General features: G+C 68.4%; 27 protein-coding genes, 1 tRNA gene and 1 pseudogene. 19 read left to right on the top strand and 10 right to left on the bottom strand.

Annotated features, from left to right (window positions below):
- Nucleotides 1–66: 66 nt before the first annotated feature.
- Nucleotides 67–4,023, bottom strand: a complete 3,957-nt coding sequence (locus OG867_RS19035) for an SGNH/GDSL hydrolase family protein (RefSeq protein ID WP_406286864.1) — start codon at nt 4,021–4,023, stop codon at nt 67–69.
- Nucleotides 4,024–4,059: 36 nt separating this feature from the next.
- Complete coding sequence (locus OG867_RS19030) at nt 4,060–4,641, bottom strand: hypothetical protein (protein ID WP_406286862.1); 582 nt, start codon at nt 4,639–4,641, stop codon at nt 4,060–4,062.
- A gap of 475 nt (nt 4,642–5,116) precedes the next feature.
- Between OG867_RS19030 and OG867_RS19025 the strand changes: the two genes are divergently transcribed.
- Together OG867_RS19025 and OG867_RS19020 are read left to right on the top strand one after the other, a co-directional pair.
- Nucleotides 5,117–5,623: a hypothetical protein gene (locus tag OG867_RS19025; protein WP_328900638.1), complete on the top strand. Its 507-nt coding sequence runs from the start codon at nt 5,117–5,119 to the stop codon at nt 5,621–5,623.
- Complete coding sequence (locus OG867_RS19020) at nt 5,623–6,582, top strand: hypothetical protein (protein WP_406286860.1); 960 nt, start codon at nt 5,623–5,625, stop codon at nt 6,580–6,582. Before OG867_RS19025 ends, OG867_RS19020 begins: the two co-directional genes overlap by 1 nt.
- Nucleotides 6,583–6,675: 93 nt before the next feature.
- Here the strand turns inward: OG867_RS19020 and OG867_RS19015 are convergent, their stop codons facing one another.
- A complete protein-coding gene (locus tag OG867_RS19015; protein WP_328900640.1) occupies nt 6,676–7,176 on the bottom strand; it encodes a hypothetical protein in 501 nt (166 codons plus the stop codon).
- A gap of 362 nt (nt 7,177–7,538) precedes the next feature.
- Between OG867_RS19015 and OG867_RS19010 the strand changes: the two genes are divergently transcribed.
- Entirely contained in the window at nt 7,539–8,711 is a 1,173-nt protein-coding gene (locus OG867_RS19010) for a PP2C family protein-serine/threonine phosphatase (protein ID WP_406286857.1), read from the top strand.
- Here the strand turns inward: OG867_RS19010 and OG867_RS19005 are convergent.
- The gene (locus tag OG867_RS19005) at nt 8,615–9,199 is read right to left on the bottom strand and encodes a hypothetical protein (RefSeq protein ID WP_406286856.1); all 585 of its coding nucleotides are present in this window, start codon (nt 9,197–9,199) and stop codon (nt 8,615–8,617) included. The genes OG867_RS19010 and OG867_RS19005 overlap by 97 nt on opposite strands.
- 156 nt (nt 9,200–9,355) lie before the next feature.
- On the opposite strand from OG867_RS19005, the gene OG867_RS19000 reads away from it, so the two are divergent.
- The 14 genes and pseudogenes from OG867_RS19000 (at nt 9,356) to OG867_RS18935 (ending at nt 20,191) form a co-directional block, all read left to right on the top strand.
- Nucleotides 9,356–9,952 (top strand): TetR/AcrR family transcriptional regulator, encoded by a 597-nt coding sequence (locus tag OG867_RS19000; RefSeq protein ID WP_406286853.1) that lies wholly within the window; start codon nt 9,356–9,358, stop codon nt 9,950–9,952.
- 321 nt (nt 9,953–10,273) lie between these two features.
- Nucleotides 10,274–11,149, top strand: coding sequence for a hypothetical protein (locus OG867_RS18995; protein ID WP_406286851.1), 876 nt, complete (start codon nt 10,274–10,276; stop codon nt 11,147–11,149).
- Nucleotides 11,150–11,221: 72 nt separating this feature from the next.
- Nucleotides 11,222–11,581, top strand: coding sequence for a hypothetical protein (locus tag OG867_RS18990; protein ID WP_283298696.1), 360 nt, complete (start codon nt 11,222–11,224; stop codon nt 11,579–11,581).
- Nucleotides 11,582–11,657: 76 nt separating this feature from the next.
- Nucleotides 11,658–13,172 carry a S1 RNA-binding domain-containing protein gene (locus tag OG867_RS18985; RefSeq protein WP_406286849.1) on the top strand — a complete coding sequence of 505 codons (1,515 nt, stop codon included), beginning with the start codon at nt 11,658–11,660 and terminating at the stop codon, nt 13,170–13,172.
- Nucleotides 13,169–14,086: a hypothetical protein gene (locus OG867_RS18980; protein ID WP_406286847.1), complete on the top strand. Its 918-nt coding sequence runs from the start codon at nt 13,169–13,171 to the stop codon at nt 14,084–14,086. The genes OG867_RS18985 and OG867_RS18980 overlap by 4 nt, the downstream gene beginning before the upstream one ends.
- 121 nt (nt 14,087–14,207) lie before the next feature.
- Nucleotides 14,208–14,879, top strand: a complete 672-nt coding sequence (locus OG867_RS18975; protein WP_283298699.1) for a hypothetical protein — start codon at nt 14,208–14,210, stop codon at nt 14,877–14,879.
- Nucleotides 14,876–15,532, top strand: coding sequence for a Fic family protein (locus OG867_RS18970; RefSeq protein ID WP_406286844.1), 657 nt, complete (start codon nt 14,876–14,878; stop codon nt 15,530–15,532). The genes OG867_RS18975 and OG867_RS18970 overlap by 4 nt, the downstream gene beginning before the upstream one ends.
- A complete protein-coding gene (locus OG867_RS18965; protein ID WP_406286842.1) occupies nt 15,529–15,927 on the top strand; it encodes a DUF5958 family protein in 399 nt (132 codons plus the stop codon). Before OG867_RS18970 ends, OG867_RS18965 begins: the two co-directional genes overlap by 4 nt.
- A gap of 86 nt (nt 15,928–16,013) precedes the next feature.
- Entirely contained in the window at nt 16,014–16,727 is a 714-nt protein-coding gene (locus tag OG867_RS18960) for a hypothetical protein (RefSeq protein ID WP_406286840.1), read from the top strand.
- 31 nt (nt 16,728–16,758) lie between these two features.
- On the top strand, nt 16,759–17,247 hold the full coding sequence (locus tag OG867_RS18955; protein WP_406286838.1) for a DUF4265 domain-containing protein: 489 nt from the start codon (nt 16,759–16,761) through the stop codon (nt 17,245–17,247).
- 54 nt (nt 17,248–17,301) lie between these two features.
- Nucleotides 17,302–17,508 (top strand): annotated as a pseudogene (locus OG867_RS18950) (DUF1963 domain-containing protein); the annotation flags it as partial.
- A complete protein-coding gene (locus OG867_RS18945; protein WP_406286835.1) occupies nt 17,441–18,181 on the top strand; it encodes a DUF1963 domain-containing protein in 741 nt (246 codons plus the stop codon). The pseudogene OG867_RS18950 and the gene OG867_RS18945, both read left to right, overlap by 68 nt.
- Complete coding sequence (locus OG867_RS18940; protein WP_406286833.1) at nt 18,181–19,416, top strand: hypothetical protein; 1,236 nt, start codon at nt 18,181–18,183, stop codon at nt 19,414–19,416. The genes OG867_RS18945 and OG867_RS18940 overlap by 1 nt, the downstream gene beginning before the upstream one ends.
- Before the next feature lie 142 nt (nt 19,417–19,558).
- Nucleotides 19,559–20,191 (top strand): hypothetical protein, encoded by a 633-nt coding sequence (locus OG867_RS18935; RefSeq protein ID WP_406286831.1) that lies wholly within the window; start codon nt 19,559–19,561, stop codon nt 20,189–20,191.
- A gap of 164 nt (nt 20,192–20,355) precedes the next feature.
- On the opposite strand, the gene OG867_RS18930 is transcribed toward OG867_RS18935, so the two are convergent.
- Nucleotides 20,356–20,703, bottom strand: a complete 348-nt coding sequence (locus tag OG867_RS18930) for an XRE family transcriptional regulator (RefSeq protein WP_406286829.1) — start codon at nt 20,701–20,703, stop codon at nt 20,356–20,358.
- A gap of 30 nt (nt 20,704–20,733) precedes the next feature.
- Here OG867_RS18930 and OG867_RS18925 point away from each other — a divergent pair, with 30 nt between their 5' ends.
- Complete coding sequence (locus OG867_RS18925; RefSeq protein WP_406286826.1) at nt 20,734–21,717, top strand: hypothetical protein; 984 nt, start codon at nt 20,734–20,736, stop codon at nt 21,715–21,717.
- 191 nt (nt 21,718–21,908) lie between these two features.
- Nucleotides 21,909–23,534 carry a hypothetical protein gene (locus tag OG867_RS18920; protein WP_406286824.1) on the top strand — a complete coding sequence of 542 codons (1,626 nt, stop codon included), beginning with the start codon at nt 21,909–21,911 and terminating at the stop codon, nt 23,532–23,534.
- A gap of 236 nt (nt 23,535–23,770) precedes the next feature.
- On the opposite strand, the gene OG867_RS18915 is transcribed toward OG867_RS18920, so the two are convergent.
- The 5 genes from OG867_RS18915 to moaC form a co-directional block, all read right to left on the bottom strand.
- Nucleotides 23,771–23,844, bottom strand: a tRNA-Ala gene (locus OG867_RS18915).
- Nucleotides 23,845–23,941: 97 nt separating this feature from the next.
- On the bottom strand, nt 23,942–25,069 hold the full coding sequence (glpR, locus tag OG867_RS18910) for a gephyrin-like molybdotransferase receptor GlpR (protein ID WP_328900655.1): 1,128 nt from the start codon (nt 25,067–25,069) through the stop codon (nt 23,942–23,944).
- A gap of 135 nt (nt 25,070–25,204) precedes the next feature.
- Nucleotides 25,205–25,828, bottom strand: coding sequence for a GNAT family N-acetyltransferase (locus OG867_RS18905; protein WP_406286822.1), 624 nt, complete (start codon nt 25,826–25,828; stop codon nt 25,205–25,207).
- A 17-nt stretch (nt 25,829–25,845) separates the two neighbouring features.
- Nucleotides 25,846–26,361: a MogA/MoaB family molybdenum cofactor biosynthesis protein gene (locus tag OG867_RS18900; RefSeq protein ID WP_328900657.1), complete on the bottom strand. Its 516-nt coding sequence runs from the start codon at nt 26,359–26,361 to the stop codon at nt 25,846–25,848.
- A complete protein-coding gene (gene moaC, locus OG867_RS18895; RefSeq protein WP_406286819.1) occupies nt 26,358–26,858 on the bottom strand; it encodes a cyclic pyranopterin monophosphate synthase MoaC in 501 nt (166 codons plus the stop codon). The genes OG867_RS18900 and moaC overlap by 4 nt, the downstream gene beginning before the upstream one ends.
- Nucleotides 26,859–26,922 lie beyond the last annotated feature (64 nt).

Below are 26,922 nucleotides of genomic sequence, written 5' to 3'. Positions count from 1 at the left end.
TCAGGGGTTGAACCAGCCGTTCCGTACCAAGTGGGGCGCCCCCGGAGGGGTTTCCGGCAACGCGTGCTAACCGCCGAGGGTTTTCTCGAATGCCTTCGCGTAGTGGACGGTTCCGGAGACCTTCGGGTGCATCGACTTCATCGACTGCTTCGGCGGGTCGTTGTCCGCCTTCGAGCGACTGGTCACGACGATGCCGTTGATCGTCTCTGGATCACCGCAGATCGCCTCTCCGTCGAATTCGTCCCGCGGGTCGGAGAAGACCGCGTACGTCCCGGCGTCGGCGGCCGCCCCCCGCATTTCGTCGGCGAGCATGTCGGCCACCCCGTTGATCCAGTTCGCTTCTTCCATACTCAGGCCCAAGAGGCACGAACCGATGTGTTCCAGAAGCCTTGGATAGCCCATGAGCACGATCTTCGCGTTCGGTGCCGCGGCGTGAATCGCGGCCAGTGTCTTCACGAGCCGGGGGCGCACCGTCTCATGTGCCCAGACCGGCGCCCAGTCCTCCAGAGGAGGCGTCGCGACACCTGTCTTGTCCCCGGTGTCCGGATCGCGCGCGTCAATGGTCTCCCCCGTGCACGCGCCGTCCAGGGATGTGAGGCACGTAATGAAGATGTCGGAGAACCCCATGTCGTTGCCGCCGACCGATAGCGGTACCAGGGTGGTGTTCTGGTCCAGGTATCCCTGTTCGATCTGCGGCAGTTCACCACTTTGGGAACGATTGAGGATGTTGTAGTGGCGGGCGCCGGAGCAGGCGATGAAGTGGTAGTCCACACCCGACCACCAGGATTCCTCCAACTCCGCCGTCGTCGAGGTCTCGCCGGGAAGAACTGCTCGCCGGGACCAGGCGAACTTCGAGCGGTGGCATTTGTCCGTCGAATCGCCGTTTCCGGCGTAGTCCGTCTCCGGGAAGTAGTCGTCACCGCCGTTCTCCGATGCTCCTTCACCCGAGGAGTACGAGTCGCCCATGGCGACTTCCACGGTGCGCGGCTTGCCCGTGAGCGGCTGGAAGGCCACCGCGTCCCAGGCGATGTCCTCGTCCGCGGTCCCGTCCTCGGTCGCATTCGTCAGCGTGACCGTCGGAGTTCCCGTGAAATGGAACGCTCCGAGGCTCACCCATCGGTTGGCGCGCTGCACCACGACTCTCTCGGGGCTCGTGCTGTCGGAGCCGCCGACCTTGTAGGAAGCCTGCCTCGTATGGGCACCCGTATCCGGCAGATGGACCATGACACGGGCCCACGTCAGGCTGTCGTCCAGAGTCCATGTGCCCTTGATCGTCATCGGCCCGTTCTCGCCGCCCAGGTGTGCCGCGTCACGCGTGTGGGCGTACCAGAAGTGCCCGTCGTGGCCACCACCGATCTGGTAGAGGTCGGATTTCGCCTCGTAGTGGTTGTCGGCGTCCGGCTGGAAGTCGAAGGAGAAGTGGCCCCAGTTCTTGGCTGTCTCTCCACACGGCCCGTAGCTGTTGGTATTGCCGGGAAACGACTCCACCACAAGGGCTGTTGTTGGCAGCTTCTCGTGGTCGCAACGGGGTTCGCCGGTCTGCAAGCGAGTGCCGCGCCCCGGTTCCGATACCAGGGAATCGTATTTGATGTTCTCGTGGCCGCAGGTGAGACAGTCGGCCTTCCAGGTCGCGTTCGCTTCATGCCACCAGTACTGCGTGTAGCAATCGGCGTCGGGGCAGTCCGGCGGGTTGGCCGTGTCGCATCCGTTGTGCGCGTTGCAGAACGTGTCCAGCGGAGGCTTGATGTCGCGGCGCTCGGCATCGTTCGTCCACCAGGCCGGTCGGAAACCGACGGTCGCGTATCCCGACTCACCCGGCCAGTCCTGCCGGCCGGAGGTGGCGTAGGAGTAGCCGGTATCGATGGACCAGGCGGACCAGCCCATCACCTTCTCCTCGTACGGCCAGTACTGAGGATGCGCGGCGTCCCAGGGCCAGTTGAGCGGATCGGCGGTCATGTCCATGAACGGATCACGGTCCGGCGGGTAGATCGGGTTGGCCGGGTTGTTGTACCAGCCCAGCCCCCAGTTGCCGTTCTTCCCCTCGTCCGAGCGGGGGTTGAAGCCGAGGTTGTAGTTCCACAGCGCGGCGAACCAGTTCTCCACGCGGGAGGGGTCGTCGTTGTTGATGGTGACCGTCTGTCCGACCTGGTGGAGCTCATTCCACTTGTCGGCGAGGATGTAGAGGGATGCGGCGACGTTCACGGTGTAGTCGAGGGCGACCGCGCGCTGCACGGAGGGGTCGAGGAGCTTCTCGCCCGTCTTCGCGTGACCCGCGATCCGCATACCGTCGGTGACCTGTCCGACGCCGTAGCCGCAGTCGGAGTCCTCCCAGTGGATCTTCCAGTAGTCGGCCGAGTCCGACCCCTTGTGTCCGTAGAAGCCGGCGTAGGAGGCGAGCGGGTTCCCCATCTGTCCGGGGATGGAACCGGGCTCCGCCTGCCAGAGGTTGGATTCCTGCGCCATCACCCCCAGCAGCACGTTCGCCGGGATGCGTCCGCCGCCGATGAGGTCGGGGCGGGGGAAGAGCCCTTGCGGGTCCACGGTCCCGAGGCCCAGCTGGTTGCGCCAGTCGCCCTGCTTGACGCGCCCCGAACGGAGTTCGTATCGCACGGCCATGTCGACGGCCCACTCGACCTGGTTGGGCGTGGGCTGCAGAGCCAGGGACTTGACGTCGTTCCGGGGTACGGAACACCAGCGATCGGTGTCCACCGGGTCGTGCGAGACCCCGGCGGCCGCCTTGGCGGCGGGCGCGGACCCGGAGGTCAGCGCGGGCGACAGGGAGGCGTTGCCCATGCCGGAGCCCGAGTCCGGGACGGTCTGCTCGATCGCCTTCCCGGTAGCGGCGGCGGTGGAGGTGACGGTGACCGGCCGGGCCGGGCCGACCGTGTCCGGGGCGCCCGCCCTCCGCTCCGGGGTGGCGGCCGCAGTGGCCTCGGCCGCGTCGAAACCCTTGCCGGCGTCCTTGATCCGGGCCAGCCCGTGGCGGACGCCGGGGGTGATCACAGGATTGACGGCGAGCCGCCCCAGGGTGGACACGTCCGTGTCGGCCGGGACGTCGAGCCGAGTGACATCAGCGGCCGGGTTCGGCTGGCTGCTGGGCTTCCCCGTGAGGAAGACCCGCCCCTCGGCACCCTGGCGCAGGTCGATGTCGCCCAGCTTCCCGACCGCCAGCACGGAGGGCTTGCCGCTGCCCCGGAACAGCTTCGCGCGTGCGGTGTCCTTTCCGGACCGCTCGACGTAGGCGACGTTCCCCCGGGCCGTCGGCCGGATGTCGAAGGGGGTGGTGTCGCCGGTGGCCAGAGTGGTCGCCCTGCCGCCCTTGCCGATCCGTATCAGTTGCTTCCCGCGCCCGGCGACGACGCCGCCCTGCACGGGAACGGCGCTGGTTACCTCGCCCGAGGTCGCGTACGACGCCGTGGTCTTCCCCGATGTGTTGACGGTAACCACGCGCGTCCGGGTTTTGCCCGGGTCGTTCATGTCCCGGAACGCCGTGAACGCGGCCGTGTGCGTGACCGTGTTGCACGAGGGGTCGAAGTAGGCGAGCGACGCGGTGAAGGCCAGCTTGACGACCTTGCCGGTGGTGGTGTTGACGATGGCGGCGAACGCACCGCCCTGCATGAGGTCGGGCTTGTTGGTGAAGGTGCGCGGCGCGTATACCGCGGCGACATGTTCGGCGTCCATTACGCACTCGTTGCCGATCCAGCTGTCCGCCGGCACACCGGGCTCGGCCAGGATGGCCGCCGTCCTCCACTCGTACGCCTTGCTCGAGTCGGCGGCGAGGATCTGTAAGCCCTTGGTGTCGGCCGCCGAGGTGAAGGCCCTGTCCTTCGTCGTGTTCCAGCCCCGGCCGAGCTTCCTGCCCGGTTCCTCGACCTTGACCGGCGGAACCTTCGAAGCGGACTGCTTGTCAGGTGGCTTCGGTTGTGTGTCCGCCGAGGCCGGCACGATCTGCACGGCGGCGGCCATGATGGCCGTCACGGCACAGAAGGCCACGGCGGTGTGGGCCCGTATGGGCACCCGCATGATCATTCCCCCCTTTTTATATGGAAAATCAACAGATCACCGTGAACGGGCCACGGTGAAGTAGCCGTCGCCGGAAACCGGGCCCAGAACGTCGAAGACCAGAACGGTTCCGTAGCGCGCCCGCGCCACTGTCAGGCTCATGGGGACAGCGGGGGCGATTTCGCATCGCTGGTAGATCCGGCCGGTCCCGCCCGAAGGACACGGCGGGGGCTTCTCCGCCTCGTAAGGGAGTGGCATACCGGGCCGGTCCCAGTCGATCCGAAGCCCCGGGGACTCGAGCCCGGGCCCGGCCATCAGCGTGCCGTCGGGATACTTCCCGCGGTCACGGTGGTAGCGGAGTGCGTAGGCCACCGTGCCGGCTGCGCCTGGCACGTCTCCCCCCGTCTCGGTCTGAGGACCCCAGGAGGCGATGTGCGCCGCCCGGATACGGGGCAGCACATCGGTGATGCTCCCGCGGACGCCGAAGTGGACGGTGGCCTGAATGCCGCATTCAAGGGCGTGCGGGTCGGCGGGCTCCAGCAGATCGCCCTCCGTGGGAGTGGTGCAGCGATCGAGGAACCGGGTGCGAAGGTGCACCAGTCCGTCGACAGCGGTCAGGCGCGCCACCAGCTGCCGCACTCTGCGCTCCTCGGCCGAACGGCGTGCGGACGCCACCGACGACCGGGCTTCCTCCCTCAGCTCCTTCTCCGAGGGCCCGCCGCCGGAGCACCCCGCCGTCGGCCCGACCAGCGCAAGAACCAGCAGGACTCCGCCCGCTCGGGCGCACAGGCTCCGGCGTCGGCGCGTCCGGGGCGCTTTCCTCTGGGTATTCACGCCCCCGCCCTCCGCAGATCACCCGGATCGACGCCGCAGTACGAACCGTGCCCGACCGGCATTCAGCAACGATGCGTCCGCAAGTTCACCAGGGACACAACCACCCGGTCGGCCAGAAGTAAAGACGGCCGGGGGAGGCTGACGCAAATACGTCAACCGCTCCTTTCCCCACCGGACTTGATGGCAGAGGCCCTAGGCTGACCTGCACAGCCCGACGGAGCACCGAATACCTGACACACCATTAAAGAAATTCCGTGCACTCGGAGAGAAAGGGGTCGTCGTGAAGAGAACACGCATCGCCGGGTGCCTCGTAAGCACCGCCGCAGCGGTGGGAACTCTACTCGTAGCCGCTCCACCCGCGAACGCCTACACGACCTACACCGACGATGAATGCAGTTCGTCCACTCGGTGCTTTGCGATCTTCTTCAACTCCAGACAGAACATCGGCATCTTCGCCAGCGCTTGCTTCATCACGAACAAGACGGAGGATTCCCACCTGGGCTACGACCACCTCACGTCCTCGGGGATGCAGCAGGTACGTTACGAGTTCAACAGCGGATACGGACTCCACGGCCTGCCGAACGGAAGTTACTGCCAGGGCACCGATCCGGGTTCAGGCTGGAGCGTGAAGAACAACGCCGCCGGGGCATCGAACGGTGACACCCGATCGCACCGCGTCTACTACAACAGCAACCAGATGGGCACGTCCCAGACCATCGAGTCCGGGGCCAACGACAACCTTGTGGCCGCGTTGAAGAACAACAACGCCAGCAGTAAGAGGCTGTGATGAACATGCGACGCTCCCTCCAGGCCAGTGCCGCGGCCCTCTGTCTGACGGCGCTGGTCGCCGGCTGCGGGCAGGCGGTCAACGGCAGCAAGACGATCGACACGGAGAACGTCTCGGCTGCCGGCGTTGAATCCCCGGGCCCTCGCGTCCTTCATGAGAATTGGCCGGAGAAGGTTCCCTCGCACGGGCTCGCCAAGGGCCTCGCGCTGCCGCTCGAAGAGTTCATGCCCTCCTACGCGGACGAGATCGCCGTCCAGGAGGCGCGGGACATCGCGGAAACCGCGTGCATGCGCCGATACGGCTTCACGGACTGGCGCACCGAGGACCTCGGCGTTTCGCCGCCGGTATCGGACAACGCCTCGAACATGCCGCGGCGCTACGGCTTGAGCATCCTCGCCGAGGCCAAGGAGTACGGCTACCACACTCCGAGTCAGGGCACCGAGAGCACTCCTCCGCCCGAGCAGGAGGCTGCCGGGGCCGAAACCGTTCTGCGAGGAGCGGACGGGTCCGAGAGGGTCGCGTCCTTCAAGGGCGGCGCACTCCCCGAAGGGGGCTGCACCGGCGAGGTCGACCGCAAGGTCGGAACGCTGGATCAGCACTTCGTCGAAGAGCTGAGCAGCGAGAGCTTCCTTCAGTCGCAGCAGGAACCCGCCGTCAAGGCGGCCATGTCCGCGTGGTCCGGGTGCATGAAGGAACGGGGCTTCAACGCGCCGACCGTCTGGGACACGGACGAGCTGGTGGGGGTGCAGAGCGAGACGCCGACGGACAAGGAAATCGCGATCGCCGTCGCCGATGTCGAATGCAAGCAGGACACCGATCTGATCAAGATCTGGTTCGCCCAGGAGTCGGCCATCCAGCGACAGCTGGTCAAGGAGAACCAAGCGTCTCTCGGTGGCGCGCAGAATCAGGTGAAGAAGACTCTGGACGTCGCTTCCGGCGTGACCGCGTCCCTTCGCTGAATGCGAGCGGCGCCCTCCGGGCCGCCTGCGAATCCCGTACGTCGATGGCCCGGCCGTGTGCGCGGCCGGGCCATCGACGTGCGACGGCTCGTTCTACCGGTAGACGTCCACGACCAGACGGTCCGGCTGAGTCAGGGTGAAGACGTTGTAGCGGGTGGAGGGACCGAGCGAGATCCCGAATTCGGAGGTGCCCGCGTGGTAGCTCGCCAACTGGACTCCCTTGAGCGTGGGCAGGCCCATGTCCCGCAGGTCAGGATTCTGGAAATCCTGCCCCAGGTTGGCCGGCTGCATCCTGACGAAAAGATAGGAATCACCGACGACGTCGAGGTGCTGGGTCTGGCCGCTCATCGGGTAATACTCACCCGTCGTATTCGTCCATGTCGTGTACTGCGTCTCGGCGGTGAGATCGAACACGAGGCGGTCATATCCCGTGTGCGTCGCGGCACGGATTCCCTGAAGGCACGTCGTCGGGCACGTGGTGGTGGTTCCGGCGTTCGCCACGGTTCCCGGTCCGGTCGCGGCAGTCGCTGCGGTAGCCGCCGGCAGTATGAGTGCCGGGACGGTGGCAAGCAGCACAGCGAAGCGGACCCGCATGTTCCGAGTATTGAACATTTCCAGCTGACCCTTTGCGTAGAAATCGATGGAAGCATGGCACAGAACCCGTTCCGGGTGACGGGTTCTGAATTTCTCGGGATCTTCGCTGGATAACGTAACGCCTCTGCATGCTTGCGTAAAGATGAACCTGGAAACTGGTAGGTGAAAAATTCGGGGAACATCGCGCGGAGAAAATTCGACACAGCACCCGCTGGACCGGACCGAACCAGAGGCATTCCCTTTCGCAATGCGAGCGAACCCCGCCGCTCCGCGAGCGGGATGCCTGGGGCTGTCCAACAATGGCTGTGTCCGAGAAGGGAGGCGTCGCGGGATGCGTGCCGGGCGTGGTGAGAGGAGCGTCCGTGGCGGACGGTGACGGTCAGGACAGCGCACCGGCCACGGCGGGGCGAGGCCCCAAGACGGCGGTGCTGGGCACCGCCCTGCTGCTGTGCGTCCTGGTGGTGGTCCTGCAGCTGAGCACCCCGCCGTCCTCGCACATCGCCTCGGTGCTGGTCGCGGTGCCGGCCGTCATCTCGTTCGGGTTCGGGCCGCCGGTGATCATCGGCTCGGCGGTGGTGGCGGCGGGGATCCGCTGGCTGCTCCTGCCCGCCGAGCCCCAGCGGATCGGCTCCGTGATCGGCACCACCGTGGTGATCTGCGTCATCGCCGCGCTGAGCTGCTTCGTGGTCCGCCGCGGGGAGCGGGAGTCCGTGCGGCTGCGGAAGGTGGTGTCCGTCGCCGAGACCGCGCAGCGGGCGGTGCTGCGCCCGCCACCCGAGACCCTGGGTCACTTCCGTACGGCCGCGAGCTATCTGGCCGCCGCGCAGTACGCCCGCATCGGGGGCGACCTCTACGCCGTGGCGGACACCGAGTTCGGTGTCCGCGCGCTTATCGGGGACGTACGCGGGAAGGGGCTCGACGCCGTGTCCACCGCCTCGGTGGTCCTCGGCGCGTTTTACGAGGCGGCGTACGAGGAAGAGACGCTGGGCCGCCTGGCCGGGCGCCTCGACACCGGCCTGAACCGCTTCCTGCGCGACGACGAGGCGTTCGTCACCGCTCTCCTGATCCAGATCGCGCCCGACGGCCGCACGAAGGCGTACTCCTGCGGCCACCCGCCCTCACTGGTTCTGCGCGACGGAACGGTCCGGGAGCTCCCGGCCGGCACCGGCCTCCCCCTGGGGCTGCGCACCCTCACGAGCGCCCCCGCCGACGCGGAAGGCCCGGACGAACCGCGGTCGGCCGGGACGCTTCTCCGGCCCGGCGACACGCTCCTGCTGTACACCGACGGCATCGCGGAGACCCGGAACGAGACCGGGGCCTTCTACCCCCTCGCCGACCGCCTGACGGCCTACCAGCGCGCCCATTCCCCGCCCGTCGACCCGCAACACCTGCTCACCTGGCTCCAGAAGGACGCCCATGACTACAGCTGCGCCGACACCTACGACGACGCGGCGCTCCTGGCCCTCGCCTGGCCGCCGGAGCGCCCCAGCCGCAGGGCCGAGACGAGGAAGAAGATGCCGCCCGGAACGGCGTAGCCGATCGCGCCGGTGAGCGCGGGGTCATCGGCGCCCGCCGACCCGACGAACGACGCCCCGGCAAGGACCGAGATGCCACCGCTGAGGATCATCGGCCACTGGCCGCCCATCCGGCGCCGCGGAACGGCCACGACCAGCTGCACCAGACCCGCGACGACCGCCCACGCCCCCCACACCCGCAGCACCGCCGGAATCCCGGAGGCGGCGGCGACCCCCACCCCCGCCGCCGCCGCGAGGCTGACCGCCATGTTGACGTAGAGCAGCGCCGGCGAACGGGTGGCGCGGGACGCGCGGGCGTCCACGACGGCGGCACCCACGTCGAACAGCGGATAGAGCACGAGCAGCGCGGCCACGACCGGGCTGATCTCGTCGGCCGACGCGAACATCACGAGGGCCCAGAGGATGGCGAAAGCGGCGCGGACGAAGTACAGCCGCCGCAGCGCGGAAGCCGTGTTCCTGATGTCGGACGGGGCGGCGACGGTGCTCATGACGAACCTTTCGACGGAAGGACGGGGAACGCGGGCACGACGGCCTCACCGCCCCACGAAAAAACGCGAGAACGAACGTTCTGTTCATCAGATTGACAAGGCTGCGCATCCCTGTCAAGACCGAACGTTCTACCTAGTGCCGAGTAGGCTGGCGTCATGGCGCACCACGCATCCGAAAGCCGCCCGTCCGAAGCCCGGGACCGGCTCCTCAGCACAGCCACCCGGATCTTCTACTCGGAAGGCATCCACTCCGTAGGAGTGGACCGCATCGTCAAGGAAGCGCAGGTGACCCGGGCGACCTTCTACCGCCATTTCCCCAGCAAGGAGACCCTGGTCGTCGCCTACCTGACCGAGGCGGACCGCGCCCTGCGAGGCCAGGCCGAGGCGGCCATCGCCGCCGGGCTCCCCGCGCCCGACACGCTTCGCGCCGTCGGTGCGTCCATCGCCCAGGCCATCCGGTCCCCCGGCTTCCGGGGCTGCGCCTTCCTCAACGCCGTCGCCGAATACCCCGACCCCGCGGACCCGGTGCATCAGGCCGTCCTCGCACACCGCCAGTGGTTCCTCGACACGCTCACCGGGCTCCTGCGCACCATCCGGGAGGAACCCGCCGACCGCGCGGCCCGTCACTTCGTCATGCTGCGCGACGGCGCGATGGCGGCCGGCTGCCTCTTCGACCCGGAGCTGGTGTGCGAGACCTTCCTCAACGGAGTGGAAGGACTCCTCAAGGCCCAGGCGACGGCATCGTTCACCTGATGGCTCCGCCGCCCGCGTCACAGCGGGCCCGGAACGACGAAATCCCGCCCAGCCAGAGGCTGGACGGGATTCCTTTGTGCAGTGGGGTGTTCACGAGTGTCTCTGACCAGGCGGGACAGAAGCGGTTGAAGATCGCTTCCCAGTTACCCGAAGATCGTTCCCCGCTGCCGGGGCCGCTCGCGTCCCGCCTCAGGGACCGGACCGCCACCTGCACCTCGGCTCGCTCCTGCCTCAGCAGCGCGCCCCGCAGGGCCACTCCGCGCGGACCGCGGACGCGACGGCATCTTGATCCTTTCGGTTTCGTGCCTGTTCAATCTGCAGATGACTGAGACTGATGTCGACCTTGGCACCGTCACCGCGCCCTCCGGGATGCTCGTGCTGGGAATGGCGGGCTGGATCGACTACTGGCCGCAGGTAGGCCGGCCGCTGTCCGAGCGGGCCCGGATCGTAGTAGCCACCGGCGGCGGGCACTTGCACGGACCCGAGGACAGTGAGCCGTCTGCTTGGATGTGCGAGGCGATCGCTGTAGCAGCCGCTGCAGACCGGCCCCTGTGGGTTCGGGCCCAGACATCGGCCTCGCCCTTCGATGGGGAACCGACGATCGCCGTCCTGGAGGTCGGCCTCGGTCGGCCCTGGGTCGGCCCCGATGACGGCGAACCCCTGCACCTCGGCGACCTCCCGGTCGACCGATGTGGCATGGTCCTCGGCGACGCTCAGGCACTGGACGACTTCACCGGCCTGGACGGACAGTCCACCGACGGTCTCGCGGACGTCACCTACTGGGGCAAGTACGAGGACACCGTCCATGCCCAGTTCGGCGGTGACCGCATCCCGCAGCACCCCAGCGGACACGGGCCGCGCGGGTGGCTCGACCTTCCCCTGGCCGAGGCCGAAGCAATCGCCGAACGGCTCCGCGCCTGGACCCGAGAAGGCCCCGGCAACGGGCTGATGGTCTCCGTCGACGCCCACACCGACTTCCACCGATTCAACCGAGCCGGCTGGAGCCACCCACTGCTGGCGGGTGCCATCGACCTCGGCGGATGTCCAATTCTCGGTCTCGGCTGGGATCCCGGGGACCACTCCATACGCCACCGCGGAGAGCGGGGCCACGGACAGGTCTACCCCGCCACCCTCGAAGCCCGCGCAGGCGAAACGGTACTGCGCTGGACCATCCCACCGTACGAACCTGACCTGTGAACCACACCCCGACGTGAAGGGTGCCCGGAGAACTCAGTTGAGCCGGACGGTTCAGCCCGGCACACTCGCCCGATGAGCCACAGCACACAACCGGGCCGCTGGGACGGGCCCTGGTACCGGGTTCGCACTGAGCACTTCGAAGCCGCTTTCCTGCCGAACTCCGGCGAGGATCTGGAATCTGTGGACAACATCGACGTCTTCGTGGACCTGAAGGACGGATCCCGCTGGAGCGCGACCATCATCACCCTCGGACAAGTCGAGGCCATCATGGCGAGATGGGCCGAAAGCGGGGAAGCCTTGGGAGGCCGCTACTTCTGGTGCTCGGACGGTCTGATCGTCCGCGATCCCGGCATTAGCAACATGGCCCAGGTACTCACCGGCCTGATCGAGTCCGACGAGTTCACGCAAATCCTTCACCGCATCGACGGCTGACCCGGCACGGTGTACCACGTCCTTGAACGCCACCAGGCCCCAGCAGCAGCGCCTTCAACCTCCGGGGGGCAGTGACGTGCAGCCATACGTCTATCAGGTCACCAAGTACGACCCTGCCGACCGCGATCAGCACGGCCACTACGTCGGCGTCGAGCCTGCGACCAGTGACCACGGACGGGTCGAAACCGCATACCTGCAGGCCATCGCCGCCTTTGCCGAAGAATCCGGTGTCGACCAGTTGGCCGTCCGCGAGCCGCAGATCGGCGGATTCTGCCACTTCGGCTTGGAGCCACCGGTCGACGGTTACGGCCTGACCGACGTCTTCCCAGCCGGCCTCACCGGGTTCCACGACGGTGCCCTGGTATCGATGGCCGTCGGCCTGGAACTCGTCAGGGCCATGCTCCGCGACAACGGCGCCTGGTGCCGTCTGGAGGCGGAGGGGGCATTCACCGTGCACGTCGGCTGGGACCAGTACCTCTACGTCGGCAGCAGCCGCCCTTGCGAAGCGGCGCTGGCCCGCACCCGCTCGCTCGGACTTTTCCCAGAACGCGTGCACGCATCGCCGTACGACTTCGTCCCCGATGACCCACAGCACGTACGGCGCCCGGCCGACGCCGACTTCTGGGCCCGCCTGCGCTGGACTGTCAGCGCCCACCGTGCCGTGTTCCTGGAGGAGGTCTTCGCCACCAACGCCTCCCGATGGCACCGCCTGACCCGCGACACCATCGAGACCGTGCGCTCCGAGTTGACCCCACGCTCCCAGTTGGCGGTCTGGCCGGACCTGCTCACCGACGTCGACACGGCCGTGGCTGCTCTGCCCGACGAAGGCATGGTGGAGGTCGTCTGGGAAGACAAGGACGGACAGATCACGAGCACGGTCGTGGACGAGACCCAGTTCGAGGCGGTGGCCTCCCAGCTCGCCAGCGCGCATGCTGCCGGTGTTGTATCCATGGATGCCGGTGAAGGTCTCCCCCTGTTCACAGCTGCACTGCCGGACAGTGACGGTGTCCTGCGCGCTCGCTGGCAGACCGAGCCGACGCCCAGCGACCGGGACTGGGCGTTCCTGAAGACCCTGCGGCGCGGCCAGGTCGTCACCGGCACGGTGACGACCATCGCCGACTTCGGCGTCACCTTCGTGGACATCGGCGGCTTCACCGCGATGATCAACATTCCGGAGCTGTCCTGGCGTCCCTTCGACCACCCGTCCGATGTCGTCAGCGTCGGCCAGGAGATCACAGCCGAAGTCCTCGACGTCGACATGGTCCGGGAACGGGTACCGCTGTCGCTGCGAGCGGTACAGGAGGACCCGTGGCCGCAGGTAGCGCAGCGGATCGGACAGGTGGTCACCGGACCGGTCACCAAGATCGTCCCGTTCGGCGTCTTCGTCCGCATCGAAGACCGAGAGGACGGCTTCCAGGGGCTGGTGCACACGAGCGAGCTGAATAAATCGTCCGAGAAAGACATCGAGGTCGGTGACGCCCTCACCGTGAAAATCATTGAGGTCGACACCGCGCGCCGCCGCATTGCCTTGTCGCACGCCCAGGCCCGCACAACCCGCCCTCAGGGCGGCGGTAAGGACGGATCGGCATGAGGAGCCAGGAGGCCGAGCTCGACCGGGACATAGCCGCGCTTCTGGCGGCCAGGGCGTTCACCGAGATCCGCCATCTGGCCGGAAGCGCACAGCACGTGGCGCAGGACAACTCTCCTGACGAGGCTCTGGACCGCATCAGATTCCTGGCCAACTTGAGCCACAATCTTCCGGGCGTCGCACGGCCAACCCCCAGGAAGCCGACCCGTCGGGGCAAGTCCCCTGGGAGCTTCGATCAGGCGATGGCCGAACGACCGATGAGCTGGGTCTGGAACACCGCTGGCCCGGAGGCGCGGGCATGGATGCTGCGTCACATCGAACAGGCAGGACGAACCTGGACGCCACCCCCGCCACTGCCTGCGTCCCGCAAGGACCCGTCCCCGAGGACGCCGCAGCAATGGGCCAGCCTTCTGCTCAGGCGCTGGCCTGTCAAAGCCCCAGCCGGGCGCCAGCCACTGCCTCCGGTGGCGAACGTTCTCAAGGTCCTCGACACCGAAGCGATCTGCGCCCTGCACGACGAGGCCCGACGGCTCCGGCTCGGCCTGGGTGGAGGGGCGGCATGGCTCCGGGCCCACCTGGCCCCCGACGGAGTCCACTATCTGCTCCCGGACCCGGCCCACTACTACTGGCCCGGCACCCCAGACGGTCGCGGCGGCAAGATCGACTGGTGGCAGTGCACCACGCTGCTGCAGATGTACAACGGAGAGCAGGTCAGCGGCATGGTCGCCGTACTCCCGGAGACCTTCACAGCGTTGCCCTCGACTCTGCCCCGCAAAGCCCAGTTGCGACTCGTCCACCGCGTCCGCTCGATCGAGCGAGACACCTCCCTTTGGGGCCGGGACCACAACGCCGAATGCGCACCGCACCTTTGCGGCTACGTCCCCGAAGCGAACGACAACGCTCCAACGACTACATGACCGCCGACAACGACGGCCAATGGGATCGATCGTCAGCGCAGCTAGACCATGGCGACAGCCTCGGGAACGCAGGGCCGATATGGAGTGGAGTCAGGGTGGCTGCGCACGGCAGAGTGGGACGGTGAGTGAACTGTGGGCGCATGCCCTGACGTGGGCAGATGTGGATCCGGCTCGACATTCGTTCGAAATGGACGCCGATGCGGCGGAGGAGTTGGCGGGCCTTGTCGTGCCCTTGCTGCCCAGCGCTGAAGTAGCTCGGGAGGATCGCTGGCGTTCATTGGAGCCGGTCACCGAGTTCCTGGCGGGCCGGTACGGCCGATGGGCCTGCGGATGGAACTGGTCGGTCGGCGAGGGTGACGTCGACGGAGGTGTCGTCGGGGTCTGGTGCTGTTCATCCGACTCCGTGACGACTCCAGATGCGACTGCCCCGCTGGTTGTTGACGCCCTTCGGGAATGGCGTGGTTGGCTGGAGGACCTGGCGGAGCGGTTCGCGGCCCTGGCCCCGCCGGAGAACACCGCGGCGTCTTCGGCGGACCTCTGGTACTGGGAGCGGGCGTGCACGCGCCTGGTCACCGTGGTAGCTGACCGCACCCAGGCCGATAGCGGCTGGTACGGGCATTGCATGCAAGTCCTCCGATGGTTTCTCGCCTACAACGGCATCGACGAGGGCCAGGCCGAGGAGATCGTCGAGAACGCGGTCGGCGGCCAGTTCGGCAGTTGGATCGCACCTGACGTTCCGGTGGTCGACGCAGTGAGCTCGCGGTTCGCCAGAGGCGTGGGCGGCATCAGATGACTTCCGGTCCCGGCCAACCGAAGGACAGCCTTGCCGACTGGCTGCTCATCCGGCCGGAGATCTCCTGGCCGCCTTGGCGCGGCGCACGCCTCGTCTCGGAGGCGCCGGCCCGCGACGGCTTCCGGAATTTCTTCATGGCAACGCGAGGCGGACGTGACAGCGAGGGAACCGCACGGGTCCTGACCGCTCTCGACTTGGCCTTCGCCGACGCTGAGCAGGGTAGGCCGCTGACCTTCGCCCTCATGGCGAAGTGGCAGCGGGCTGTGCTGGGCCACGACCTGGTCGGCTTCCGCACGATGCCGGCCTTCGCGAAGGGCGGACGGGAGCGCTACGGTCTTGCACCCGATACGCAGGCGCTGTTCGGGCGCTGTCTGTCCGATCGCTCTCAACCTGATCTGTCCCTCCCGTCACGTGCTGCCCGGACCTACCTCGACATCCTCTTCTTCCATCCGTTCGAGGACGGCAACGCCCGCGCGGCCATGCTGGCGTTGGCCTTCGTCCTGGCCCGCGAAGGCGTCCTCCTCGACCAGGTTCACCCACTGCAGACCGCCCGCTGGGCCGACGACGCAGAAGGCGCGGCCGATCTGGCGGTGCTATTCGGAATCCTGATCACCGCTGCGGAGCGGCGTCTGTCCCACGGGAGGCAGTCGTGAACGAACGCGATGTCCTGCTCAACAAGCTCGCGCAAGGGCTGCGCCCGATGTCAGAGGGCATCGAATGGTTCGACGGCCTCGGCCAGGAAGAGCAGTCCGAGGTGCTGCTGTTCCTGCGCCATCACTGCATCCAGGCGCGTGCCGTTGCCGAGGACGCACCGGAGAGCATCCGCCGTGCCGGGCTCCGCCCGACGCATACGCCCGCAGTGCTGATTTCACGAGGCCGGATCGACGAGCAACTGGGAAAGATCGCCAACCTCACGCCTCTCGACGAACGCGGCAAGGCGTTTAGGCTGCTGATCGCGGTGCTCGCTATTGCCGACGCGCGACGCCGTGAGCGCTTCTGCTCCGACGGCTGCAGTCACTGGTGGCACCACCTGTCTGCTGCTGACTGACTGCTCACAGCCTGCTTCCTTTCTCACGCCTCACCTCGACCCGCCCATGGCCATACTCTGCTGCTGTCGAACCGCGAAGGAGACGTATGAGGCCCTCACCCGGCGTAGGCATTCACCCTGATCTTCCCGGCACTCTCGTTCACTTCACGGGACGCCCACGAAGCATCGATGACCATCCCCCGGCTCATGCGAATGGGACTGCCGAGGATCGACTGGTCGGCATCCTCCGTGAGGGGAAGATTCGCGGGAGTGTGCCGTACCGCCAGAGCCAGGCCGTGGTCTGCCTGGGCGAGCCCTCCGATGCCGCTCGTCGGGTCCTACTTCGCGACGGCATTGGCCCGCGCGGGCCGTACGAGCCGTGGGCGCTTCTACTCGACCGCGAGGCTCTCATAGCCGCTGGTGCCCGGCCAGTGCTCTATCTCTCGGACGAGGAGTTGCTCGCGACTGATGGAAAGCCAGCCCGATTCCGCGGCCGGCGAGTGCGCTACGAACCCGGCTCCGCGGATTGGCTGCACGAGCGCGAATGGCGGCTTACGTTCAACGACGACGAAACTCCCGACTTCGTACTCACAGCCGATGCCGTCGCGGGCGTCATCGTCGGCGAACAGGGTTGGATGCCTCCGAGCAACTTCGATGAGCAACCCCTTCCCCATGAGCTCTTCAACTATCCAGAGGCTCTCGATTCGAAGCCACGATGGTGGTGGGACGGCAAGGATCTCGTGGCAGACGGAACATTCGCGCTTCGCGAGCGGTATGAGTACGAGAAGTGGTTCCTCCTCGACTTCATGGGCCTCGTCTGAACGATGATCGTCCCCTGTGGATGATGGTGTTGTGACGAGCATCAGTGGCGACCATGTGAAGGTCCACTTCCGGATGGATGTGGACGAGGACGGCTGGCCGCCGGCGAGCGTCGAGAGCCTGTGGGCGGTGGACCTCAGTGACGGCACGGTGCGTTTGGACAACACGCCCTGGTTCGTACGTGGAGTCGCCAGCGACGACATCGTCCGGGTTGAGATCGACGATGAGGGCGTCCACTGGGCTGGCGAGACGGTCCGATCCTCAGAGAACTGCACGATCCGGCTGATCGTGTTGAAGGACGGCGGCTCGGCTGCTGCCCGGCAGAGCGTTCTGGAGATCTTCCACAAGCTCGGCACGACAGGCGAGGGCATCGAACGGTACCGGATGGTGGCGCTGGACGTCCCGCCGGAGGCGGACCTGCCGCGAATCCGCAAGCTCCTGGAACACGGTACAGCGAAGGGCTGGTGGCACTGGGAGGAAGGTTGCGTCACCGCTGCTTGGAGGTCAACGGCCACGGACTGAGCGGCTGCGCGTGCTGCTGGCGGTCCGCCGAGGTCTCTGTCAGTGGCGCCGTGCATGATCGGGCGCATGACACATGGTTCCCGGGATGCCCTTCGCTCTCTCGCCTTGCAGCATCTGTCGCCTGAGGTTGCCGAGAAGTGGATCGGTCTGCTTCGCCCTGGTGCGCGCCTGGAGGTAGCGGCTGGCTCTGACGATGGCGTCGTTCGGCTCGGCGGCCTCCCGTCCTTGCCGGTCGATGTGGAGTGGCCGGTGTGGGACGGGCACGGCCCGCTCTCCCTCGTCGCCTCGATCGACTGCGGGCGCCTGCCGGCGACTGCGCTGGACATCGATCTGCCCCTCAGCAGGGACGCTGCTGTTCTTCTACTTCGATGGGCAGCTGGACGACGGCGACGCTCTCGTTCTGGCCGAGGACCGAGAGAGCTGGGCGGGCGCCCGCGTGCTCTATGTGGCAGCTGCCGAGGAGGTGACGGAGCGTGGGGCGCCTGCAGGGCTCAAGCCGTATCCAATGGTGCCGCTTACCGCTCGGGTGGAGATGACGGCGACCGAGCCCTGGCATCCGTCCGTACGTGCTGCCTTCGCCCCCGGCGCCCCGCTGGGGAACCGGTACGACCACCCCGTCTGCTCGCAGGAGTTCCTCGAGGCGCTGTGGGAGTTTGACGAAGAGGTGGGGCATCAGATCGGCGGCCACGCTCACTCGGTGCAGAACCCTGTGGAGATCGAGATCGCGGAGGCGGTCCTGGACGGCGAGGTGTCCCGGAAAGACCCGCGTCTATCCGAGGAGGCGGGCAACTGGGTGCTGCTGGCCCAGTTCGACAGCGAGGATGCCGCGGACATGATGTGGGGCGATGCCGGAGCCCTGTACTGGCTGATCCGCCCGGAAGATCTGGCCGAGCGGCGCTTCGAGCGGGCGATGTTCACCTGGCAGTGCAGCTGATGAGCGCGGCGCCTCCCGCTTGGGGAGTCCAGTACACGCTGAGCCTGCCGAGTGAGGACGCTGCCCGCGCCGCCGCGGCCGAGCTATCCGGGATGGGCCACCGTCTGACGGCAGTGCGCGTCCACGATCACTTCCGGTTCGTTCCGTCGAGCTTCTGGTACGGAAAGCCGTCGATGGACCCGGAGCTGGAGGGGTGGTGGCAGGTCTTCTCGCTGGCCGTCTACAGCGGGTACGAGCGCATGGCTCTCGAGCCGTTCTTCCGGAGTGAACGGATTCGGGTGGCCGGCCTGGCCCGTGCCCACGGCGGTTTTCAGCAGGGGTGCAGCGAGGGCCATGCTGCGACTCTCGAAGGAGTCTTCCCACGGGACGGCCTGGTCCATGAGCAGGCTGGCGCCGACGTCGCCCTTCCGAGCCCTCTGCCCGAGGATCCCGCGCGGCCTCCGGCCGGGTCGCCGTGGAAGTGCAGTGAGGTCGGTGAGCCCGTAGTGGTGGTCCAGGCCGTGGTGGCGGTCGCAGAGCGCATGTACGGCAGCGCGGAGGACGCTCCGGATGCCGTGGGGTGGCTGCTTGATGAGGAGTTCGCGTTCGGCGCGCCCTACGGGTCAACGGGCGAGTTCCTCGGCGATCTCGCGGATGCCGTGGCCCACCAAGGCACCTGCACCGACACCACCGCCGAGGCTGTCCCGTTCCTCATGGAGCTGGTCTGCGACGACAGCGTCGCGCCCGGCAGCCGGCTGGTTCTGCTCGGCGACCTGTTGCGGCTTGCTGCTTCGGGGCCGGCTGCAGAGGTCTTCCTGGCCGATCGCATCACCGCACTCGGGGGTGCCTGGGAGGAGTCTGCAGCTGAGTACCTGACACGGCGGGCCATCGGCAGCGAGCTGCCGAGACTGCTGTCCCGCTGGGAGGACGAGAGCGATGCCGTCCGATTCGCTCTCGCCGCCCTCACGGCGCTCTGTGGCTCTCGTGACCAGCGCGCACTCTCAGGGCTGGCCGTTCTCCCGACTCCAGCAGGCAGCTCCCGCGCCGATGTCGTGTCGCTCGTGGCAGCCCTGCTCAGTGACGACCGAGAAGGCTTGGTACCTGCACTGGACGGGCTGGCCTCCTGGTCGCCCCGCGTTGCAGAGAAGGCAGCCAGCCCGAACGTGGATCTTCAGAGTCTGGGTCTGGCCATCCTTCCGGGCCTCGTCCTCGAAGACGTGGCGTCAGGAATCGTGGCAGAGCCTGATCTGCCGTAACTGTTGACGATGTTAAGCATTACGACTGGCGTCGCAGACACGCAGGTCAGGGGCGCCAGACATCAGGCTCATGCTTCGTCGTGCCTCAACTGCCAGACTTCGTTGGTCATTTGGCTGCCGGGCACGACTGGCATTCCCTACGATGACTGCCGTTGTCCTGTCGTACGGGAGGGCCGAGGAGGGGCGGATGGACTTCACAGGGGCGGGCGAGCCGGATGCGGCTCCCGGGTTGCGGACGGCTGTTGGGATCTACTCCGGCAAGACTGATCGGACGCTGGCGCGGATCTCGGAGCTCGAAGCAGAGCTCGCGGACCTCCGAGTCGAGGCGGCAAAGTACGCGAGCACTCGCGATCAGCTGAGCGAAGCTCTCGCCGAGCTCCTCGCGGGTCGCTCGGCGTCGTCCGAGGACGATCAAAGTGCCCAGCAGGAAGCTGACGCGGAGGACGAGGACGGCGATGCGTCCGCCGGCGACGAGTCGGAACCGAGCAAGCCGCCAGAGGAGACGCGTGCCGGGCAGAGCGGGCCTTCACGGTCGCCGTCCGGGCAGTTGATGCAGGCGGTCGAGCAGATCCTCGTGGGCGCCGGACGGCCGATGAAGGTCAAGGACATCACAGAGGCCCTTGGCCGTCCCGCGAGAGGCGGGGAGGGGCGGGCGCCCATCGAGACGACCCGCGCGACGTGCAAGCGGCTGGTGAAGAACGGCCGTGCCGTGGAGCACCCGATCGGCACCTTCGCCGCCCGCCGGGTCACGGAATCGCAGGGAGGGGACGCCTGACGCCGCCGCCCCAAACATGAGACGTCCCCTCCTCCCATTGCGGGGAGAAGGGGACGGGCTCCGTTGAGCTTGGACCCTCTTCGGAGCCATTGACGTGGACCCTCGTAGTGGCTCACGCATCCCCGAGGCTAGAGCAATCCGCCTTGCCTCGGGGGGCGCGTGGCCTATTTCGTCGTTCCCTGGGACGGGTTTCCCTGGGGACGGGAAGGCCGATTTTGATGCGTACTGCGCATTCCGTCCCGCGGGTACAGCGAGACGGCGAGGAAATCTTCCAGGCGGGCAACGGTGACGACGTCCGGCCAGCACCGGCCGGCGAGCAGGTCGGCAATGGCCTGCCGGTTGACCCCGGATCCGGTAGAGACCTGCCGCAGACTTCTCTTCTCGCGCTCCAGGGCGAGCGCGAGCGCGCGGGCGATGGCCTGGACGACTCTGGCGGCGACGTCGTCGACGGCGGAGTCGGGCCAGGATTCCGGATCGCGGGCAAGGTCTCGCGGCGCGGTCTTGCGGGCCAAACCTCCGACCATGTCGATGCACTCCTTTCCGTGAAGATCGCCTTCGACGTCTTCACTGGCTGCTTGTCCAGCCGGTTCTGTTGGTCTGTGACACTGAGTCCGGAGGTCTCCAGCAAGATCCGCGACTACCGGCCCCGGCTGCCGTATCGGCGGTGGGCGCCGGTCGCCGAGCTGGTGAGAGCCACCGTGACGGCGACAGCTCCGGCCACCTGCTACGCGGCGGAGCACCTGCTGCACGTGATCGGCCGGATCGCGGTTTGGGCGGACCGACGCGGGTTGCCGCGTGACCCGGGAACCTGGCTGCGGACCGAGACGATCGACGCCTTCATCCTGTCGGGCTGCGTTGCGGCGAAGGACTCGACAGTGCTGACCTACCGGACCTGGCTGCGGCGGGCACGGGAAGCTCTGGTGTGGGTCCAGCGCGGAGAGGCCCCTTCTGCTCGGCTTTCCTCGCCTCGCACGCCTCAGCCGCCTTATGGTGCCGGAGAGTTGGCTCGCCTGCGGGATTGGGCGAATCATCTGCCGCACCAGGCTCGACTCGACGGCCTCGCCCTCATGACACTCGGAGCCGGGTGTGGCCTGATGCCGGGCGAGGTCCCGCCCATGCGAGGCAGTCACGTTCGCGTGACCTCCGGTGGGGTTGCGGTGCTGGAGGAGGAGCTGCTCGGCCGGCTCGTGGCGTGCCACTCCGATTGGGAGGGCACGCTGGCCGAGCTGGCAGAGACCTCCGGAACCGGATTCCTCTTCCGGCCGGGACGGAAGGTCGCGGCAGCCAAGAACCTCGTCTCTTCCTGGCCTGCCCGTCATCGGCCCCACGCGGGCCTGCCGCCGCTCTCCGCTCGGCGATTGCGGTCGACGTGGATCGTCGGCCGGCTTTCCGAGGGCATCAGTCCGGAGGCGGTCGCTTCCGCCGCAGGCATGGCCTCCCCTGCCGGCCTGGCGGGCTACCACCACTGGGTACCCCCACTACCCAGGGCGGAGGTGATCCGCTTGCTGCGTGGCCGCCGCTCGTGAGGGCGCGGCCTGAAGCCGACCAGCTGGCCGCCCGTCACGCGCGGCCACGGCTGCGGCCTGGGCGGCTCACTGAGATCCCCGACTCCAAGGTCGGCCAGCTGCTGACCGTCCTCGACCGCTCCGGCCTGCCCCAGCAGCTGGAGGACATGCTGCGAGGCCGTCCTGGGCCACCAGGCGTGCGGCCGAGGACCGTGCTGGCCGGCCTGATGCTCGCCGTGTACTACACGGGCCGAGCCACGGTCTCCGACGCTTGGCGGATCCTGCATTTCCGTCTCCAGCCCGCAGCCCGCGCCTGGCTCGGCATCCCCGAGATGCCGCCGTCCACGGCACGCGCGTGCATAGCTGCCAGTCGTCGTCTCTACCGAGGGCTGGACCGGATCACCACCGTGCTCGATCCGGCACGCTGCGACCGGCGTCGGCGCCTCACCCAAGCGGAGGCCGACATCCACTCCGCTGTCTGGGATGAGGCTGCCGGCCGCGCCGCCGCGAACCGGCTCCAACGGATGGCGAACGATCTCGTACTGGCCCCGGTCCGGCTGGCACAGCAACGCGGATACCTGCGGCACTGGGCCGGTGACCTGGGAGTGGACGCCACCTCGATCCCGGTTCTGGCCAACCCTGACAGCGACCGCTCGGGCACGGCATCCGTCGAGATCACCGCTGGCTGGCACTTCAGCGGCGGCTCCGACAAGGGCATCTTTGGCTACAGCGCGAACCTGCTCGTCGCCGCCCATTCCCGCTCCGGCGAGGGGGCCGCGAAGGGCCGCCGGGCGCCCTCCTACCCGCAGCTCTGCCTCGGCCTCAGCCTGGACACTCCGACCGTCCGTACGGGCGAGAACGCGGTCACCGTGCTGAAGCACCTCGCAGAGCTTCGATTGCCGACAGGTACCTGTGCCGCAGATCGCGCCTACACCGGCTGCTCGCCGGAGAACTTTCAGATTCCGGTACGCCGACTCGGCTACCGCCTGGCCCTGGACTACAAGGCGGCCGACCGTGGCATCCAGGGCAGCTGGCAGGGAGCCGTACTGATCGACGGCTCCTTCGCTTGCCCGCACATCCCCAACGCCCTGGCTCAGGCCACTCACGGCATGGACGACAAGACCTTCCGCCGACGCCTCGATGAACTGAAGCCGGTGGTTGCCGAGCGGCTGCCCTACTTCCTCAAGCTCAAGCAGAACGCCGACGCCCGAGGAACCGTGCGCCTGCAGTGCCCGGCGGCCGGACCATCGCCTTCGGTGAACTGTCCACGCCGAGAACGCCTCCGCCCTGCACGACCGACCGCCTCTGGCCCGCCTCAGACCGTGATCCAGCTGGCGGATCGCCGCTCCCGCGCCAGCCACGCCTCGGCTCGCCCCACCGTGCAGCTCCCCGACAGCGAGTGGACGGACCCTCCCGGCAAGGAAGCGCTGCCGGCCGTCTGCGGAGCATCCGCGATCAGCGTCCCCGCAGACGCGGCCGGAGACCTGAAGATCGCCAAATTCCGGCAGGACAGCCACTACCTCAGCCCCGCCTGGGAGCGGATCTACAAGCCGGTCCGCTCCCACAACGAGGGCCTCAACGGTCGCCTCAAGGGCGCCTACATGGACATCGGCAACCCCACGCACCGCCGAGCACCCGGCCAGGTGGCCCAGACGATCCTCATCGCGATCATGGTGACCATCGGAAACCTGGACATCCTGGAAACCTGGCTCTACGAGCGCAGCGGCAGTCGGCTCGCCGACGCTGACTTCGAGTCCATTCCGGCTGCCCCAGATCACGACCGGGCGTACACCCCCGAACCACTCGGCATGGGGCGGCATCCGCCAGCCAACCTCTGATCGAGCAGCGTCACAGCCGCACATCACGATCACCAGCCCCGGGCGACCGGGGCTGGTTCGCATGCCTCGGCGGGGGCCAGGCACCTGCCGAGCAACCCACCAGACCCGATACGCCGCCATTCACCACCCCGAACAGGCATCGAACGACCCCCGAAACGACGAAGATCCCGCCCGATCTTTCGATCGGACGGGATCTCGTCAACGTCCTTGAGAGCTACTCAAGAACAGTCGTGCAGTGGACCTGTGGGGATTTGAACCCCAGACCCCCTCGATGCGAACGAGGTGCGCTACCAGACTGCGCCACAGGCCCTTGCGACGTGTGAAACTCTAGCACCCTCCGAGGGGTGCTCGGAAATCCGTTCCGCGCTGGTCAGCCGTGGCGTGGCTCACGGCCGTCCGACGCGGCGTCACTCGTTGGCCGCGCGGGGGCGGTCGCCGTCCTCGTACTGGTCGAAGAGCGGGGTACGGCCCCGGTCGCGGGAGCGGCGGGACTGCGGGGAGCGCTGGCGCGGCGCCGGGTCCACCGGAGGGACCGCGGGGTCCGGCTGCGCGGGCTCGGCGGTGCTGGAGCGGGCCGCGCTCCAGGTTTCCGGGTTGCCGACCTCGACCCCGCCCGTGGCGCGCGGGGCGACCGGAGCGGTGACGTAGGTGGGCAGGGGCACCGGGACCGGCTCCCAGCTGTCGCCCTGGACCCGGCCGCGCTCGCGCTGCTGGTCCACCCACTCCGCGTGGTCCGTCTGCTCGACCAGGGCGCGGCGCCCGGCCTCCTGCGGGGAGACCGTGGGCGTCGGCTCGGGGGCGGCCGGGTGGCGCGGCTCGGAGTCCTCGTCGGCCTCGGCCGACGCCGTGGTGGCGGGCTGGTGGCGGCGGGGGCGGTTCTCGCGGAGCCGCTGGGCCGCCACCTCGGCGCGCCGCTGGTCCATGGTGAAGGCGAACCGCCGCCGCTCGTGCGCCCTCAGGTGCCCGATGTACGCGCTGAGGAGCACGGCCGGGACCGCGGGCGCCCACAGGAAGCGGAGCCCGCCGACGGCCGCGACGATCGCGCCGAGCGTGAAGGCGAGGAAGAGGATCACGGTGGTGCGCCGGCGACGCGCGAGGACCTGGAGGCGCTGTGCGCGCCGGGCACGTTCCGCGTCGATGCCGCCGGGGCGCGCGCGCCGGGCGGGGACGGGGGCGGCGGGCTCGGCGCCGCGCCGCTTGCGGGGGGCGCGCTCCGGCGCAATGGCCGGCTCGTGCATCCGGGCCTCGGTGTGCGCCGGGGGCGCGGCGAAGCCCCGGACGTCCACGGAGTCCATTCGGTCCGTGCCCGCGTCCGGGTCGGCGTCGGGTGCCGCCTCTTCCTCGGTGCGCTCCTGCAGCCCCTTGGCATACCGGCGCTCCATCGCCGCCCGGCCGGACAGCAGCCGGATGGCGGTGCTGAAGCGCTCCGTCGGACGCTCTTCGTTCAGCTCGTCCTGCCTGCGGAGCCACATCGGCACCAAGTAGGCGGCCCAGGCCCCGACGATGACTGCGTAGATGAGGCCGCTGCTGCTCACATCTCACACCGTAGAGGGGTTTGCGCGGAGGGATCCGCCAATTGGCGCGGTGTGTCGCACGATCCGGCCGATATCGCGGACTTTTTTATGAGAGTGCGGATCAGCCGATCGAGAGTAATTCGAACAAACTTTTTATTACGTGGGAGGCTCCGGCTGATCCGTACGGGGAACCGGCCGCGAGCGGTGCCATCTCCGCAGCAGCCCGTCCGGCGCTTCCTCCGCCGTGAGCGCGTAGATCAGGTGGTCGCGCCACGCCCCGTCGATGTGCAGATAACGCGGGCGCAGCCCTTCCTCGCGGAATCCGAGTTTCTCCACGACCCGCCGGCTCGGCCCGTTCTCCGGCCGAATGCACACCTCGATGCGGTGGAGCCCCACCGCCTGGAAGCAGTGGTCGACGGCGAGCGCGACGGCGGTCGGCATCACCCCGCGCCCGGCCACCTCGCGGTCCACCCAGTAGCCGACGTGCCCCGAGCACATCGAGCCCCAGGTGATCCCGGCGACGGTCAGCTGTCCGACCAGCCGGCCCCGGTACTCGATGGCGAACGGCAGCATCCGGCCCGCGTTCGCCTCGGAGCGCAGATGGCGGATCATCTGGCGGTACGTGGGCCGCTGGGCGACCGGTCCGCCGGGGGCGGGCGGCGGGACCGTCGCCTCCCAGGGGCGCAGCCAGTCCCGGTTGCGCCGGTTGACCTCGCGCCAGTCGCGCTGGTCGCGCAGCTTGATGGGCCGGAGGGCGACATCGCCGTCCGCCAGGATCACCGGCCAGGTCGCGACGTTCAGCTCGGGCTCCCGGGTCGGGGGTGGTCTCCGCCGCGCAGCTGGTCCACGGCGTGCACCAGGAGCCGTTCGAGGACGGCGAGGCCGTCGCGCACCCCGCCGGTCGAGCCGGGGAGGTTGACGATCAGGGTGCGGCCGGCCACGCCCGCCAGGCCACGCGAGAGCGCCGCGGTGGGGACCTTGTCGCGGCCCTCGGCCCGGATCGCCTCGGGGATGCCGGGCACCTCGTGGTCCAGGACGCGGCGGGTGGCCTCGGGGGTGCGGTCGGTGGGTGAGATGCCCGTACCGCCGGTGGTGACGACCACGTCGTACGCGGAGGCCACCGCGGTCCGCAGTGCCTGCTCGACCGGGTCGCCGTCGGGCACGACCTGCGGGCCGTCGACGGTGAAGCCGAGCCCCGTCAGCGCCTCGGCGATCAGCGGCCCGCCCTTGTCCGCGTAGACCCCGGCGGACGCACGGTTCGACGCGGTCACGACGAGGGCGCGGTACGGGGCCGGGGCGCCGGCGGCGCTCACGCGTCGGTCCCGGGGGCCTGGGCGCGTACGTAGTCGCCGGACTTGCCGCCCGACTTCGCCTCGACCCGGATGTCCGTGATGACCGCGGCCTTGTCGACCGCCTTGACCATGTCCACGACGGTGAGGGCGGCCACCGACACCGCGGTCAGGGCCTCCATCTCGACGCCCGTGCGGTCGGTGGTCTTCACCGTGGCGGTGATCTCCACGGCGTCGTCGGCCACGCTCAGCTCGACGCCGACCCCGGAGACGGCCAGCGGGTGGCAGAGGGGGATCAGGTCCGGGGTGCGCTTGGCGCCCATGATCCCGGCGATCCGCGCGGTGGCGAGGGCGTCGCCCTTGGGGACCCCCTCGCCCCGGAGGAGTTCGACCACACGCGGCGACACGAGGACCCGGCCGCTGGCCCGGGCGACGCGCGCGGTGACGTCCTTCTCGGAGACGTCGACCATGCGGGCGGCCCCCGCCTCGTCGATGTGCGTCAGCCTGTTCTGCGTACTCAACTCACTCCGCCTAGCGGTAGGGCGCCGGATTCCCCGGGCCGCACCGGGGCGCGGGTCCGGGGGC

Origin of the sequence: Streptomyces sp. NBC_00209, from assembly GCF_045206345.1 — a bacterium.
In the GTDB taxonomy this organism is placed as follows: domain Bacteria; phylum Actinomycetota; class Actinomycetes; order Streptomycetales; family Streptomycetaceae; genus Streptomyces.
Note: the sequence above shows the minus strand (reverse complement) of the source record. Positions and strands in the feature narration are given on the sequence as shown.